This is a genomic window from Sphingobacterium micropteri (assembly GCF_014692515.1).
GTDB lineage: Bacteria > Bacteroidota > Bacteroidia > Sphingobacteriales > Sphingobacteriaceae > Sphingobacterium > Sphingobacterium micropteri.
This window is the reverse complement of the sequence record NZ_JACOIK010000006.1, coordinates 293,562-308,860: the sequence shown is the minus strand read 5'-3', so window position 1 is coordinate 308,860 and position 15,299 is coordinate 293,562. Positions and strand designations below refer to the sequence as shown.

General features: G+C 43.3%; 12 protein-coding genes. 5 read left to right on the top strand and 7 right to left on the bottom strand.

What is annotated here, in order from left to right; all coding sequences use genetic code 11:
• Positions 1–12 precede the first annotated feature (12 nt).
• The 6 genes from H8B06_RS10310 to H8B06_RS10285 form a co-directional block, all read right to left on the bottom strand.
• Positions 13–3,243 (bottom strand): SusC/RagA family TonB-linked outer membrane protein, encoded by a 3,231-nt coding sequence (locus H8B06_RS10310; RefSeq protein ID WP_190994191.1) that lies wholly within the window; start codon positions 3,241–3,243, stop codon positions 13–15.
• Positions 3,244–3,282: 39 nt separating this feature from the next.
• Complete coding sequence (locus H8B06_RS10305; RefSeq protein WP_190994190.1) at positions 3,283–4,920, bottom strand: DUF4957 domain-containing protein; 1,638 nt, start codon at positions 4,918–4,920, stop codon at positions 3,283–3,285.
• A 540-nt stretch (positions 4,921–5,460) separates the two neighbouring features.
• Positions 5,461–6,006, bottom strand: a complete 546-nt coding sequence (locus tag H8B06_RS10300) for a hypothetical protein (protein ID WP_190994189.1) — start codon at positions 6,004–6,006, stop codon at positions 5,461–5,463.
• Between the two features lie 196 nt (positions 6,007–6,202).
• Positions 6,203–6,811 (bottom strand): fibronectin type III domain-containing protein, encoded by a 609-nt coding sequence (locus H8B06_RS10295; RefSeq protein ID WP_190994188.1) that lies wholly within the window; start codon positions 6,809–6,811, stop codon positions 6,203–6,205.
• Positions 6,812–7,839: 1,028 nt separating this feature from the next.
• Positions 7,840–8,130, bottom strand: coding sequence for a Bor/Iss family lipoprotein (locus H8B06_RS10290; protein WP_190994187.1), 291 nt, complete (start codon positions 8,128–8,130; stop codon positions 7,840–7,842).
• Between the two features lie 18 nt (positions 8,131–8,148).
• A complete protein-coding gene (locus H8B06_RS10285; RefSeq protein ID WP_190994186.1) occupies positions 8,149–8,796 on the bottom strand; it encodes a hypothetical protein in 648 nt (215 codons plus the stop codon).
• A gap of 225 nt (positions 8,797–9,021) precedes the next feature.
• Here H8B06_RS10285 and H8B06_RS10280 point away from each other — a divergent pair, with 225 nt between their 5' ends.
• Both H8B06_RS10280 and H8B06_RS10275 read left to right on the top strand, forming a co-directional pair.
• Positions 9,022–10,947 carry a tetratricopeptide repeat-containing sensor histidine kinase gene (locus tag H8B06_RS10280; protein WP_190994185.1) on the top strand — a complete coding sequence of 642 codons (1,926 nt, stop codon included), beginning with the start codon at positions 9,022–9,024 and terminating at the stop codon, positions 10,945–10,947.
• 94 nt (positions 10,948–11,041) lie between these two features.
• Positions 11,042–11,671 (top strand): response regulator, encoded by a 630-nt coding sequence (locus H8B06_RS10275; protein ID WP_190994184.1) that lies wholly within the window; start codon positions 11,042–11,044, stop codon positions 11,669–11,671.
• Here H8B06_RS10275 and H8B06_RS10270 read toward each other — a convergent pair.
• Positions 11,668–12,183 (bottom strand): Crp/Fnr family transcriptional regulator, encoded by a 516-nt coding sequence (locus tag H8B06_RS10270; RefSeq protein WP_223857604.1) that lies wholly within the window; start codon positions 12,181–12,183, stop codon positions 11,668–11,670. The genes H8B06_RS10275 and H8B06_RS10270 overlap by 4 nt on opposite strands.
• A gap of 211 nt (positions 12,184–12,394) precedes the next feature.
• Between H8B06_RS10270 and H8B06_RS10265 the strand changes: the two genes are divergently transcribed.
• From H8B06_RS10265 to H8B06_RS10255, 3 genes are all read left to right on the top strand, one after another.
• Positions 12,395–13,117 (top strand): LytR/AlgR family response regulator transcription factor, encoded by a 723-nt coding sequence (locus H8B06_RS10265; RefSeq protein ID WP_190994182.1) that lies wholly within the window; start codon positions 12,395–12,397, stop codon positions 13,115–13,117.
• Positions 13,118–13,292: 175 nt separating this feature from the next.
• On the top strand, positions 13,293–13,808 hold the full coding sequence (locus tag H8B06_RS10260; RefSeq protein ID WP_190994181.1) for a hypothetical protein: 516 nt from the start codon (positions 13,293–13,295) through the stop codon (positions 13,806–13,808).
• Positions 13,809–13,938: 130 nt separating this feature from the next.
• Positions 13,939–15,261, top strand: a complete 1,323-nt coding sequence (locus tag H8B06_RS10255) for an OmpA family protein (RefSeq protein WP_190994180.1) — start codon at positions 13,939–13,941, stop codon at positions 15,259–15,261.
• The last annotated feature ends 38 nt before the right edge of the window (positions 15,262–15,299 follow it).

Here is a 15,299-nt window from a genome sequence, read left to right as displayed (position 1 = left end):
TTCGTATTAATTTTATAAACTAGCACTCAAACCCACCGATATCGTCCGTACGATCGGGTAATTATACACCTGGGAGCTATAAGGATCCTTGTAGCTGAACGGATTGACAAGGGTCCAAAGGTTATTGCCCGTCAGCAATAGCCTTGCGTTTGACAAACCTATACGACGAGCTGCATTTGATGGCACTGCATAACTCAACGTCATGTTGTTCACGCGGATAGTTGTTCCGTTTAGCGCCCAGATATCAGCCGCGTCATTGATATACGGATCGTCGGCCCTTGGGTACTTGCCGTTCATCGGATCATCTGGTGACCAGCGGTCACGCCAGAAAATCGGCACATTGGTGTTGTAACTCGGTTTAGTCCTCGCCCGGCTGTCCACAAATACCTTTCCGCCAAAACGGGCCATGATGTTCGTTCTTAAACTGAAATCTTTGTAACGTACACCAAGATTGATTCCCGTGGAGAATACCGGTGTGGTACGATCAAACAATATGTCTTTATCTAGAAAGTTAATCACGCCATCCCCATTGGTATCTTTATAGATCATCCAGCCCACCTGTGGCACATCACCGTTAATGGTATAGTTCGGGTTTTCGGCCATAAAAGCGTCCAGTTGCTCCTGTGTACGAAACATCCCCTCTGTTAGATATCCGATGTTATTTGTATTGTATTTCCGCGGATCCACGCCAAATTTAGTCCCTAACCAATCGTTATGTGTCCGATCTCGCTCTGTAAACGCATTCGGATTATACAGCATCTTGGTTACGACAGAATTCCCCCAGCCGAAGTTCATGCCGGCATTGATACTCCAGTCGTCTGTAATACGGGTATTATAGCCAATGGTAAATTCCGAACCCCAGTTATAAGCTTCGCGGTAGTTTACCGGTGGTGCAATCAAACCTGAGTACAGCGGATTTGTTTGATCGACACCTTGGTCAAATCCGTCAAACACTTTGTTTTGAAAGAACTCTGCACTCAGGTTTAAGCGGTTGTTCCACATCGTAGTTTCAATCCCGAAGTTAAAGGAACGCTTCTTCTCCCAGGTGATGAGCAAATTGGGATAGTCAGTGGGATTAAGGCCTACACCGTAGTTCCCCTCACCAAACATATAACCGTTATTTATATCGACACTATAGCGTTCCTGCCACAGACGATCCGTAACCCGGTCATCGCCCGTAATCCCCCAGTTTACTTTCAGTTTCAGGTGATTTACAAAGTCCACATTGTCCTTGAAAAAGTTTTCCTGACTCACGATCCATCCCGCGCCGACACTTGGCGACCAACCCCAGCGGTCGCCCCGCGCAAAGTTGGACGAAGCATCCAGACGTGCTACCACCTGCAAGATGTATTTTTTCTTATAATCATAGCTCAAACGTCCAAAACCTGAGCGCTTGGTCATTTCGCCTATAGAACGGCCTGGACGATCGTGTAAATCAAATGCCCAATAGTCCATCTTATCTGGAATCGCCTGGCTCAGCCAACGAACGGACAGATTATCGCTGTTCGACACCGTTTGTTCCGCTCCTACAACCACACCTATCGTATGATCGGCGAAAGTTCCATTATAATTCAACGTAACAAATCCCTGATAGCCACTAGTGTTACCTAAACTCGCGTCCAACGTAGAACTTGATTTAGGGAGCACTTCATTATATTGATTTCCCGATGCAACCAAACTATTGGAGTATAATTCACCGTTGTTGCCCATACGCTGAAAATTCCACAACCGATAAGGCGGCACATATTGTTCGCCACTACTGTTCCCTCCTCTTTGCGAAACCTGCAGTTTTGCGGAAAAGCCTTTTAGGAAGGAAGGCGCCCAGTTCAAGCTAGCATTGATGTTGTAATCCTGCGACTTGCTTGTTTGCAGATAGCCCGAGTTAAGAACGGCTAAAGGATTGCTGCTCTGACCATTAATATTTACCGGAAGCCCATTGATATACATTGGAACCCAATCCGGGGTTGCAATCAGTTTGGAGTAGAAATCCGCATCGGTTTCATTACCAATCTGGTTCTGGCTTTCCCGAATATTATGATTGAGGTTAAAAGCAATATCCGCGGTTAATCCTTCCACGATAGTCGTCGTCAAGCCACTACGCAACGAATACTTGTCATTTTTCATCCCGGCATAATTAGCGTTCTGATTCTGAAAACTTCCGCCCACAAAAAAGGTCGTACGCTCGCCGCCACCGGAAATATTTAGATTGTGCCGCTGCATCACTGCCGGTTTCCACAGCTGATCGTACCAACTTTCCGCATCTAAGCCCCTCAAATAGGCCAAATCAGCCTCTGAAAACATTTCACTTGCTCGTTTATTCCCTACAAATGCGCTTTCGTTCAGGAACTGCGCCAATTCATAGGCTGTTAAAAAATCAGGTTTTCGCGCGGCATCGGTAATTCCGAGGTAACCATTGTAAGATATACTCGGTTTCCCTTGCTTTCCTCTCTTGGTTGTAACAAGAACTACTCCTTTCGCACCAGCTGCCCCATAGATGGCTGCAGATGCATCTTTTAAGAAGGTAATATTTTCCACCATGGAAGGGTCCAACGCATCGAACACATCAGCGCCCACGGTAATCCCGTCGACAATATACAATGGTTCAGATGTCGCGTTGATGGAAGCGCCAGCTTCACTCGTCGTCGCCCCACGGATGTTTAAGGAGATACGCGATCCTGGTCGACCAGAGACTTCGCTCACGCCTACACCGGCGATTTGGTTTCGTAAGGCCCCGGCAATATTTGGTGCCGGAATATCCATCAGCTCCTCTCCTGTTATCGTCGCCACGGATCCCACAATTTCGGATCGCTTCTGCGTACCGTATCCGGTTACAATCACTTCTTCAATCGCATCACTGGATTCCAATGTAATGGTGATACTAGTCATTCCACCAACATTGACTTCTTGCACTTTGTAACCAACAAAGCTCACGACCAGCTGTGTATTTCCTTCAGGCGTATTTATCCTAAATACACCATCTTTATCCGTCTGTACCCCCGACTTTGTTCCTTTTACCAAAACGGTGGCGCCAGCGACCGGGTTGCCATCTTGATCGATAACTTTCCCTGTTATGTTGACAAGCTTCTCGATTTTCGTCAGCTCTCGAACAGGTATATCGGCTGCTTCCACTCCCACAAAAGGAGTGGCTAGCAAGCAGGCCAGCAGCACATTTCGTGTTCCCCTTAGAACAACTTGGGGCATATCAGCACGACTCTTCATATACTTCATTTTAAGTTTATTCATTCTAAAAATAGGTTTCATCTCTATTATTCTTCTCTTCACTTAGGGTCTCCAACGCGGATCACCGACAGTAAACAACGCAGCATCGATAATGGTCAGATCGCTATTGGCGAAGTTAGTCTTATCCGGCGCGGCAAAAACCTGCTCTGAAGTCGCTGAATAGCGCACGATACCTGCTGCTGCCAATCCCTGAGTCGCCGAGGTGCCCCAGATCGCTTCAGACGTAACGAAGTTATTCGTTGCGGAAACCGAATTCGGCACAAACCGATTAAACGAACGCCCTCCTGCCGTATAGCCAAATAGCGTATTGCGAGCGGTAAAGCTACCGATCGTACTTCCTGTCCGTTGCATATCAATAATGAATCGATTACTATGTGGCGCATTGAAGAAGGTCATATTCTCCATTATCATAGTATTCAAATGATTAACCGCCGAATTATTATATCGGACAATCCACTCTGCATTGATAATAGTAGAGTTTGTCAAGCGGATATTGTTTACAGTACCATCCACATGATCGGGGGCAAGCAGTCCATAATTTCCGATATTCTGGACAATAGAATTGTTGATCACAAAGTCTTCCACGATTTTCGATCCTGCATCTTTTAAACGCACCACACCTCTTTGATCCGATATCCGGCAAGCTTCAAATTCAATTTTCTTAATGGTAGAGGCCGGAGATAAATTGAAGGCATAAGTACTTGCTATTTCTCCTGTTATTTCCACATCCTCGAATTTGATCAAGTTAATCTGCGATCCTTCCGCTACGTCAAAAGAAGAAGACATCTGTATACGTGCCTGATTACCGAAGCCCGGTTCGCTCGTTATCGTTACATCACGATCAAGCTTGAAGGTTTCTGTAATGGTGTAGGTCATCCCTCTCTTCAATGCAATCGTACTTCCGGCTGGCACCGTATTCAAGGTGTTTTGCAAGATCATTGGGTCACTAGAAGCACGCAAATCGATATAACCTGCCTGTTCCACCGTAGGTTTCGTCGTAAATTCCAACACACCTAATGGTCTGTCATCATGACGAAAGAGTCTCGCTACATAGTTTTTCCCAGATGATAATCCTTCTATTAGCTTGGAGAGCGAGCCGGCGTCTTTTACATTGAATTCCTGCTTATCCGTACCCTCAGCAGTTTCCACTACCAAGGTATTCAGTTCACCGTGCGTCGCCCAGCCCAAAATAACGGCTTCATCCGTCAGATTCCATACTTTAATTGGCCGGAAGAGATCTATAGGTTTTAGCTGAAAGCTCGGTGTGTTTATCCACCCAGAAGCACCTGTACCGGTATTCTTCACCGTGCGTACACGAGCATAGTATTCCTGCAAAGGCGTGATCTCCTCGTCACCAAGAAAAAACCATGTGGAATCGGTTTCTAAATCAAGCGAATTCTGACTCGCATCGCTAAAGGTAGGATCTGTAGAGATCTGGACTTGATAGGACACCTCAGCTCGACGGTCATCACCTTCCCAAGCGGCTATCCCGGGGCTCCACTTCAGTACAAGAGATGTGTCTGCATGCTCAATGGTAATACCACTTGTCATCTGTGTCAAACTCGTCGGCGGACCTGGCGCTGCATCCTTATTACACGCGTAAATGGACGCGACAAACAGAAAGAGAAAAAACATCCTGCCAATCGAAAATACACTACCCATAAAGTTTTTATATCTCATCTTTTTAGGTTTTTTGTTATTAATTAAATTATACTTTAGGTTATTAAATTACATTCCCTTAATTAATCCACAACCACATAGCGACAACATGCCATAATCAAGAACCATCCCAACAAGATAGTCGATAATTTACCATCGGAATACGTATTGACTATATCCCGAACTGCCAATATTGTACAAAAGACACTATGCGCGACTCTTATTATTTTTCTTAATCTTTACGATTTTCAGTTACGATTCCTCTATTAGTTAGTACTAAAAAAACGTTTATAATGCTAATCCTTTTCTCCCTTCTACACATGTACTACTACAAACATGCTATAACTAAATATATAATCGCTAGTCGTTGTAACAAAATTGATAATAAACACATCGTAAATATTATAGCCCATTACCTTTTTATTGTGAAATATTACCATATCCGACTTTCCGGCGTTTTGTAATCTTGCCCCGCCGATAGCGAATCAGTTGTGCAGCAAAACAAAAAAGGACCATCCTGCTTCTCGGATAGTCCCCTAATATGATGTTATGCTATTGATTTCAACCACCCATTATTAACCCTTCATCGAATTTCTCGACAGCCTCAAAAAAATCGGCCAACTGCTCGTTAAGATCTGTATAATCATCGATGAGTGTATCCATTTCCTCGTAGTATTTCCCCTCTTGTTTTTTTACAAAGCTGAGTATACCCCTAAAATCGTCCAGATCCGCGTCAAAGAAAACCATATCCACGGAACAGTCCTGGTAATGCGCAAAGATTTTGTGGAATTGCGGATGAGCGGTTTCCGTCCTCCATTTATCCTGTGCAAAGGTATAATCATCATAATCGTAATAATTCTCTGTCAGTGTTACCAGTTTGGGCACGAAGCTTTCCAAAAATGTATTTATAGCAGCCAATAGCTTCTTCAGCTGCACACGGATCGTGTCCTTGTACGGATTTGTCTCATAGGCCATTTCGAGGTGCTTAAATTTCCCTTTGGCTTCCGTTAGCAAGGCGTCCAGTTCCTCCACCTGGATGTTGAACGCTGGTATCTGGAGCCTCGCGTTGTTTATTCGTTGCTTGATTTCCCAAGTGCGGTCGTGCATCTCCTGAAAATATTGCAGCGCCAGTGTTTCGAACTCCGGTGCTAGTTTCGAGCGGTCATACCGTAGCGTGATCGTGCGGAGAGGATGGGACTGGGTTATAATTCCATAATTTTTTAATTGTTATAAAGATAAGGAGTTAAAATCTAAATCTGAAAGCAAGGGGAAGCCCCGTTCTGAGACTTTCCCCTTTGCCTTGCTAGACAACAAGCGCCGTGATGGTATCACTAAAATTTGGCTCGATGTCCCGGCCGATGTAGGATGCCCGGAATTCGTATTCCTGCAGCTTATCCAGCCCGCGCAATTCTACCGTTGAACTACTGTGCAGGATGCCCGTCCACTCTTCCGAGCCCTTTTTACGGTACTCGTAACGGTAAAGCCTGGCCGGTTTCCAGGGTTTTACCCGTACGCGGACGATACCCAATCCCACCTGTATATGTGATACACGTAGGTTTTCAGCTTTAGGTGTCCGGTCGATACGGTTGCCCGTACTCTCGGAGGGCTGATATCCTGCCGCTACGATGATACCGGGGTCACCCTGCGCCACCGCATCCACATAGTGGGAAAGGCGATAGACGATCTCCTGTAGCCGTTCACCCTCCTGCCCCTTCAGGATAACCGCCCGTTGATCACGAAACGAGGCTTCTGCAAAAGCAGCCCGATAGGCGGATAGTCTGCTTTCCAACGTTTCTAAATCCGGAACCGGATCAACAAACATGTCCGCGTTCTCTGTCATCTTTTTAAAGATCTGTTCTGCATAACGCAATAACTCCGTTGCGTTCTTGCTTCTAAAGATTGGTTTTGCCATTTCTTTCTTTTTTAATGTTTTAAAATTTATGAATTACTCGATTCGTACGTACAGTACAAAGATGCGGCACAAAAGCAGGCAAAAGGTTCGTGTTTTCGCCAATTTTAGGGGTACCCCGAAAAACTTTCTGGCGAAAAAACGAACCTTTACAAATACTATTTCAACAGATTTTCATTATAAAAACAGCATTTATGCCATCAAAGAACCATTGTTTAAGGTAAACCAGCAGAACAGACACAGGATAGAAGAGTTAACAGTTTCGGAAAAACAGCTAAGTTTTCTAACAAAACAGCTAACGCTTGTACAGATAGCGTTAGCTGTTCTGTCTGAGTAGGTAGCTACCGGGCAAAAAGAGACAGTCGTTCTCGTAGGACAACTAATAGGAAAAGAAAAACAGTTAACTAAAAACATATAACAGCTCATTCTTCTAAGAGGATAGTTAGCTTTCGGATGAAAACAGTGGATTTTCTTACCCGAACAACCAACTTCTTCATAAAAACAATAGAGTGATCCACAAGACATGTTCACAGAGAATAAAATCGTGGAGTTCAAACCGGACACACAACAGATACTCGTCCAGTTTTTGCTGGGTTGCCTGATGCAATGCAGTGAGATGCATCCCTTTGAACGTTTCCCGAGTAACGGGCTTGGACGATAGGGTTTCCTTCCATACATGAATCAAGTTTTTTTCCGGCATTTCCAGTTCATAATTAGTGTCTACTGCAAGATACGAATTTTTTAAGAAAACCCGGAAAGGCACGCTAACAGCGCAAAACGATCTAATCAGGATCTTTTATGTATAGATTTTGCCAACTTATAACTTAACAACGTGGACACAAAAAACAAAAAAACATTTCCAATAAGAAAGCCCGTTCCATAGGAATTAAGGTTTCCCTGGTTAAAATACAGTGTATTGACTATCTCAACTGCGCTTATCAACATTAACGTGAGTGATGTTGTCAGTATAATATTGCTTAGTATGCATATCACCGCTGTACGACCTATTAATATTCTGAAGCCTTTCATTACTAGTTACCCGTTCCATTCGGCGTATATATACCTAATGTCACAGCAGCCAACACACCATTTATAAATGATCGATCAGGTTTGAAACAACCCCTTTCTGACTCCCTCAGCACAGCATCCGTATAGGCCTGTGATACAGGTAGCAGTCCGTATACGGAATAATGATGTAAAATTATCTTTTGCTGATCTATCGCCGGATAGGTGCTACTATCATTTAAATCCAATCGACAGGAATTGAACGATATGGCAATCAGTCCCAGTATAAACAGCTTGTAAAATAGCGTGATGTTCATTAAATTGATATAAAAACATTAAAAGTTCTTCGATTTTAATTGCCATTCTAGCGGAAAATATGCAATCTCGTCATCATCTATCCGCACATATCCCATTCCCTCCATTTTTATGATTCCCGAGGACAAACTAATGAAATAGTCCGCATAAAATTGCGGATGGGACGACGCCGTGTGTCGTACTTTATATACATCCGTAAACGTCTTTCCAATGGCTATCGTAGTAGCATTAACCGCTATTACTTCATAGGTGATCGTACCTGAAAGATCGTCATTCTCTGGATTCAAAGGTGCCGGAACAAAATATTCCCAACGGTCATCAACTTTGGCCGCCTTCTCTAACATCGTAAATTTGAGGTCACTGTCCGGCCACTCCGTTGCCATCGTAAAAGTCTGTTGATCGGCGTACCAAAAATGATCCACTGCAGGCAGTTCTGAACCTACAAAATTCAACAATACCTTGAAGTAGTTTTGTTTCGTTTTATCTGCGATCATATAACTGATCTCCGTCTCCCCTGCTTCGGTTATCAGCCTATAGTTCCACTGGTTACCCACTTTCATAAAGGGAAACGTGGGTTCCTCCGGCTCCTGATGTTCGTCCCGCTTGCAGGAAAACAATATCAATAATAACAAACCTGATATAAGAATGAATACAATTTTCTTCATCATAATTTTTTTTGCGAATCTAGGAGGATATTAACCCGAAAAGAACTGTAGTAAAGCCTATTCACAAATTTTCCGTATTGCTACGGATGTCCTGCATCAAAATTCCATTGTATCTTAGTCGCTCGCTGATACACTTGGTCGATGAATAAAAACTTTAGTAGAAAGAGATGTGCAGAAAAATTTAAACGATCTATATTTCAACTTAATCAGGATATTACCAGAATACCTATGTACACACTTTGTTTATTTCTTTTTATCGCGTTACCGTCCGAAACTTCCTCTTTCATAGGGAAGCAAGATACTTCTCGAATTACGCACTTAGTGGAAATCGCGAAACAAAAACAGAAGGAGAGGCTCCCGGATTCCGCTGAATATTATTTCAAACAAGCTGGCGAACTTGCCGATCAATTGAACTCAGAATCGGGCAAGCTATTGTTCGCTGGCAATTACAGTGTATTTCTATACGATCAAGTGCGATTTGAGGAGGCTATGGAATATGCTCAACTCGCCCTAACCATAAGCTTACGTCTAAACAATCGTCCGAAGGCGGCTGCAGCATACAATAATATCGCGTTACAGCATCAGGCCAAAGGACAATTAAAAGAAGCTGCAAACAACCTGATCCGTGCGCTGGAAATTTCCAACGAAATCAAACATCCAACACACAAGGACTTGTCTGATAGAAGAAAATATCTTAATAATTTGAGCTCCCTATTGCTGGATCTCCAAGATCTCGACAAAGGTCTGGAATATGCGTGGCAGTCTTATGAAATAGCTCGGCAGTTAAAGGACACGATATCTATGGGCAACAGCCTCGTCAATGTGATGGTTGCGGAGGCCATGGCAGGCAAATTGGCCGACGCTGTACATCATGGGAAACAGTATCTATCCATAGGACGCTCCTATGGTGACCTACAGATGGAAATCAAGGCACTGAATAATCTGGCCGAGGTATACCGTATGCAGCAGCATTATCCATTGGCGCTCGAGACATTTGCTAAAGCGCTGGCCATCACCCCGAAATCGATTCCCGGAAATGAGGTTTACACACTTTCAGGGATGTCGCGTATATTTAAAGAAATAGGTAGTGCACAAGCCGCAAAAGAATATTTCGAAATGGCTCTTAAACTAGCGACAACGGAATTGGCAACACCGCAGCTTGTCGATTTGTATAAAGATGGGGCCGACATCAACGAAGCGCTTGGCGACTATAAGCAGGCGCTGAATTTTCACAAAAAGCATGCACAGCTAAAGGATTCGCTACAGAGCCAAGAAACACAAAAAACGATACAGGAACTTGAAGTACGATATGAAACGGCTCAAAATAGAAAGCAGATCGTCGAACGAGACCTCAAGATCGTCGAGCAGGCTGCCGAACTCGACCGTCAGAATAAATGGTTTATTATCTTTATCTTTTCGATATTTTTGTTGGTATTCGGATTGGTCGCCATACGACTATTAAATAGACAAAAACGAAAGGCTCAATCTACGGAATTGCAAAAGAAGCTGATCGAAGCACAATTAGCAGGTGAAGAACGGGAACGGGAACGGACAGCGAAGGAACTGCACGACGGTGTAGCCAGTATCTTATCAGCAGCAAGCCTACAAATCAACGCAATGACGAAACATAGCGACCCCCGTACGACATTCCAAGAAGTAAGTCAATTGATAGAAATAGCCGTGCGCGAGATACGGAATATCTCCCACAACCTTGCGCCAGAAATGATTCTCGAGGAAGGACTTGGCTACGCCATTCAATCGTTTTGCCAAAGGGTAAATAAACCGGACTTCCAGATGCATTGCTACGTCATGGGCGAGCTTCCTGAATTAGACAAGGGTTCTCAGCTAACCATTTATCGTGTCATCCAAGAATGCGTGACCAATATATTGAAACATGCACAAGCTACTGAAGGAATTGTTCAACTCAGCGAAGAACAGGGACGCTTACTGATCACCGTTGAAGATAATGGGACAGGATTCGATACCGAAACCCTTTGGGCCAATGGTATTGGCTTTCACAATTTGAATAATCGTGTAAAGTCACTGCAGGGCAACATCGATATTCGATCTTGTATCGGACAGGGAACTTCTGTATTTATCGAGATTGACTGCCCTATGACCGCATCTTTGGACAAAGCGACTGTTGATCTTTAAACGTATTGGATACGATACGATGTTTTCCGTACTAATACGGTAAAATATCGTCTCCATTCTTTCTTCTTTTGTACAAGAAACAACATCAGCATATATGATAACTATTGGCATAATAGACGATCACTCCTTGATCATCAATGGACTTCTAAAAATGCTACAAGATGAACCGGCGTACCAGGTCCTTTTCACCGCTCAAGACGGTGCCGATTTATTACAGAAATTAAGTGAAGAAACTCCGGATGTACTGTTGTTGGACATCGAATTGCCCGATACAAACGGAATAGATCTTTGTAAAAAGCTCCTTATTTTATATCCAAAGCTTGCCGTGATTGCGCTAACTAACCATGACGACGTGGTATACGTCCGAAAAATGATGCGGAATGGTGCCATGGGCTACTTACTTAAGGGCACAGAAAAAGAGTCGCTTCTTCAGGCTATAGAAACGGTGGCAGCAGGGGAACAGTACATCGATAAGCAGATTGAACAACAGATCCTACAGCAATCTATTCATGGCAGAAAAGCGACGGCATACGTTAAGCTCACCAACAGGGAACTTGAGATTCTGGCTTTGATAGCAAACGAATATTCCAATCAGGAAATTGCCGACAAGCTTTTCCTTAGTGTCCGTACCGTGGAATCTCACCGACACAGCCTCAATCAAAAGCTTAATATAAAGACGACCGCGGGACTTGTTAAAGAAGCTTATCTCCGCGGTCTTATTTAACTCCGCTGCGTCAAATTTTTACGAATTCTGCTTAAACTGTCTTGATGTATGGCCAAAAAGGATGCAATATACTTTAATGGAACTTGCTGGATAACAAGCGGTTGCGTCTCCATCAAATGAACGTAGCGTTCTTCGGCCGTCATACAGATGGAATTGATCTGGATATCCTGCAACCATTTGAGTAGCGTATCCATGACGGCCAAATCCATAGTTTCCATCTTTGGGATGTGTTTTTTCAAGTAGAGTGCACTTTCCTTGTCCCATATCAACACATCGATCTCACTCAATGATTCCAGAGAACAGGTAGAAATCTCGCCACTTTGCAGATATAAGGGCGTGGATAAAAAATAATGGCTTGAAACAATACCCAGTGTGTGATCCACCCCATTATGAACGCGGTATAATCTTGCAATACCCCGATTGAGAAAATACAGTTTATCCACCTTTTTACCTTGTTCCATGAGTACGGTATGCGCAGGTAAGACTTCACATTTGGTGTGGGTGCGTATCATATCAAATTCATCAGGAGTGAAGTGTATATTATAGTTCCCAGCAAAAGCGCATACGTGTTCAAAATGGTGTCGCAAAAGCATATCGATTCTCCGCCAAATTGTATGAAGACGAAGATAACAAAAATTATACGAACTTCATTTTCTGACATTTGTCAGTTCTAAATCACTGCTTCGACGTCTATTTTTGACGAAACTTGGTAATAAACGAAATATGAGAAAACAAACTTTGCTTATTGTGGACCGAGATTGTTTGTTTCGTAGGCAACTTATTGATGAAGTGAAGCAAAATCGGTATCCCGCTACTTTTTGGGAAGCCTGTAACGGTCTGGAAGCTTTACGGCATATTGACGCACTTCAGCCAGATGTGGTGTTCATCAGCGTGAGACTGCCTGGCATCAATGGGTTTGAGGTACTGGATAGAACAGAACATTCACCCGCTGTCATCCTCACTTCTGAGACGCCAGCCGACGCAGCCAAAGCTTTTGAATATGATGCAGTAGACTATCTACTCAAGCCGCTCACCACAAAACGCTTACAGGCATCCTTACATAAACTTGAATGTAAGAACAACGAGGTCGGGAATCCATTTGATAAGAAATCAACCTTATATCCGCGACGTATTCTGGTGGAAAAGGGAAATCGTTTGACCTGTATCCCTGTTTCCGAAATCACGCATTTAAAAGCGGACAAAGATTATACATGGATCTATACCCTTCACAACGAATCTTTTTTAAGTACACAGGGAATAGGTCAATTTATGCAAAGGCTTGACCCTCACCAATTTTTACGTGTCCATCGATCATACGTCGTGAACTTGGATCACCTAAAGGAACTATATAAGGACATTCACAAAACATTCATCACGCTACCCAATAATGTAGAGCTGAACGTCAGTCGAAACTATCTCCCGGCCATCAAGGAATTGATGTATTAGGTTATAGCATATCACTTATACGCTAGCAGTTCTTGTTTCAATGCTGCAATTTCGCCTTGCCGGATACCATATATGACGGTCATACTGATTTTTTGGCATTCCGTAGTAGCACGTAAATTCCAATCTTTTTCTTCATCTAATTTTGTCCTGACAAAAAATAAAACTTAAACAAATCATGACTAAGATTAAAAACATTGCATTTATTACATTGGCGTGCATCTTATACGCTACAACCTCCGCGGCGCAATCTTTTAAAAAAGGAGACAAGATGCTTAATGTAGGGGTAGGTATCGCTGGCGGCTTCGGTATACCCGTAGGCCTGAGCTATGAGCAGGCTGTTTCCGATCGGATTAGTGTGGGCGCATATGCCGCATTTTCAACTGAAAAAGAATCTTTTGGTGGTTATGGAAATTGGAAGTATACCCATATCCTGGCCGCAGCGAGGGGGTCGTACCACCTGAAAGTAAATTCAACAAAATTCGATCCTTACGCGGGAATAATGCTCGGCTATAATATTGCATCGGTTAAATGGGACGGAGACGATGATGCTCCTTTTTCTGCTTCTGCCGGTGGCTTCTTATGGGGTGGACATATTGGATCTAGATATTGGTTTACCGAAAAAGTAGGCGCATTCGGAGAAATAGGTTACGGTGCTGGAATATTGAACCTTGGCGTGACTTTTAAACTTTAATAACACGCCACTGCATATTTTATCGATCAAACAACAACATAGAACGCCAAAAATAGCCGTTTGTCGAAAAAATAGTTGGTAAACTATATACTTAGGTAGATTTATCAAAACTTATTAACAGTATATTAAGATGGAAAAAACAGTGATATGGACAAGAATCATGCTGGTCGTCGCCGTACAATCGGCATGTGTCATCAGTCCGCTCTATTCTCAGGGAATATTGAAGAAAGTAAAAGGTAGGATAGAAAACACGGCCGTGAATAAAATACTAAACGAAACAGACAAAGCTGTTTCCAAAGGAATCGATAAAGCTATAGAATCGGCTTCTACTGCCAACGGACAAGATACAACGATACAGCAAGACAAATCAACGAACACACATGTTGTTGAACCACAAAATAACAACCCGCTCCAATCTTACAGCAAATACGATTTCATTCCTGGCGATTCTATACTATATGCGGCAAATTTTTCCGACGATCCAATTGGGGAATTGCCTTCAGGCTGGAACAGCAATGGCAGTTCGGTTATCGTTAATTTAAATAACATCGAAGGGAAATGGTTACGCATGGCACAACGAAGCGTTGTCTTGTCCGGTAATGAACAAGGGTTTGGCCAAGATTTTAGCGTAGAATTTGATATGGTCTTCGATATAGACTTTCAGGGATGGATGGCTCCTGAGTTTAGATTTGGCTTATTAGCTTCGGGTGAACAGCCTCCTACATCAAACAAGCTGCTCAACGAACAAAATGGCGACAAGTCCTTCTATGTAAACATCTCACCGCATGCCCATTCGGGAACCTTTAGTTTGGATTCGTATGAAAAGTATATTCGGTACTTCAACAGTCCGGCAAAAGATGTCAAAAAGGTAGAAACATGGTACCAACGAATCGCACACGTAGCTATCCAAGTTCAGAAAGAACGTTTACGTATTTGGATTGACGGGGATAAGCTCTATGATGCACCAAAAGGTGTAGCAAAAGCTGGAGAGTTTAATCAATTGTTTTTCAAATTAGCAAGTAGTCCGTACAAGGATGAGCAAATCGGCATTTACATCAGCAACATCAAAATAGCGAAAGGCTTAGTGCCGCCTCGCCAACATCTTCTTCAAAATGGTTCATTTACCACAACCGGGATACTGTTTGACACGGGAGCTTCACGCATAAAACCAGAGTCGTTTGGCGTTATAAAATCGGTTGCTGATCTGCTTTTGGAAAATGCGGAATTACGCTTGCAGATCGTTGGGCATACGGATAATGTCGGAGATGATAAAACAAACCTGACGTTAAGCGAACAGCGAGCGGCGGCCGTCAAGGAGATATTAGTGTCGACGCATAGCATCGCCGCAGACAGGTTAGAGACCTTCGGAAAAGGTGAAGCGGTTCCTGTGTCTCCGAATGACTCAGAAGCGGGACGAACCCAAAATAGACGCGTTGAATTTATAGCGCTGTAAAGGTTACACAAACATTATACAAAGAAATGAACACGGGG

What these genes read in the sequence shown, in the direction of transcription:
- H8B06_RS10310 (WP_190994191.1), bottom strand. Translation starts at nt 3,243, where the DNA reads ATGAATAAACTTAAAATGAAGTATATGAAGAGTCGTGCTGATATGCCC.
- H8B06_RS10305 (WP_190994190.1), bottom strand. Translation starts at nt 4,920, where the DNA reads ATGAGATATAAAAACTTTATGGGTAGTGTATTTTCGATTGGCAGGATG.
- H8B06_RS10300 (WP_190994189.1), bottom strand. Translation starts at nt 6,006, where the DNA reads ATGCACGACCGCACTTGGGAAATCAAGCAACGAATAAACAACGCGAGG.
- H8B06_RS10295 (WP_190994188.1), bottom strand. Translation starts at nt 6,811, where the DNA reads ATGGCAAAACCAATCTTTAGAAGCAAGAACGCAACGGAGTTATTGCGT.
- H8B06_RS10290 (WP_190994187.1), bottom strand. Translation starts at nt 8,130, where the DNA reads ATGAACATCACGCTATTTTACAAGCTGTTTATACTGGGACTGATTGCC.
- H8B06_RS10285 (WP_190994186.1), bottom strand. Translation starts at nt 8,796, where the DNA reads ATGATGAAGAAAATTGTATTCATTCTTATATCAGGTTTGTTATTATTG.
- H8B06_RS10280 (WP_190994185.1), top strand. Translation starts at nt 9,022, where the DNA reads ATGTACACACTTTGTTTATTTCTTTTTATCGCGTTACCGTCCGAAACT.
- H8B06_RS10275 (WP_190994184.1), top strand. Translation starts at nt 11,042, where the DNA reads ATGATAACTATTGGCATAATAGACGATCACTCCTTGATCATCAATGGA.
- H8B06_RS10270 (WP_223857604.1), bottom strand. Translation starts at nt 12,183, where the DNA reads ATGATACGCACCCACACCAAATGTGAAGTCTTACCTGCGCATACCGTA.
- H8B06_RS10265 (WP_190994182.1), top strand. Translation starts at nt 12,395, where the DNA reads ATGAGAAAACAAACTTTGCTTATTGTGGACCGAGATTGTTTGTTTCGT.
- H8B06_RS10260 (WP_190994181.1), top strand. Translation starts at nt 13,293, where the DNA reads ATGACTAAGATTAAAAACATTGCATTTATTACATTGGCGTGCATCTTA.
- H8B06_RS10255 (WP_190994180.1), top strand. Translation starts at nt 13,939, where the DNA reads ATGGAAAAAACAGTGATATGGACAAGAATCATGCTGGTCGTCGCCGTA.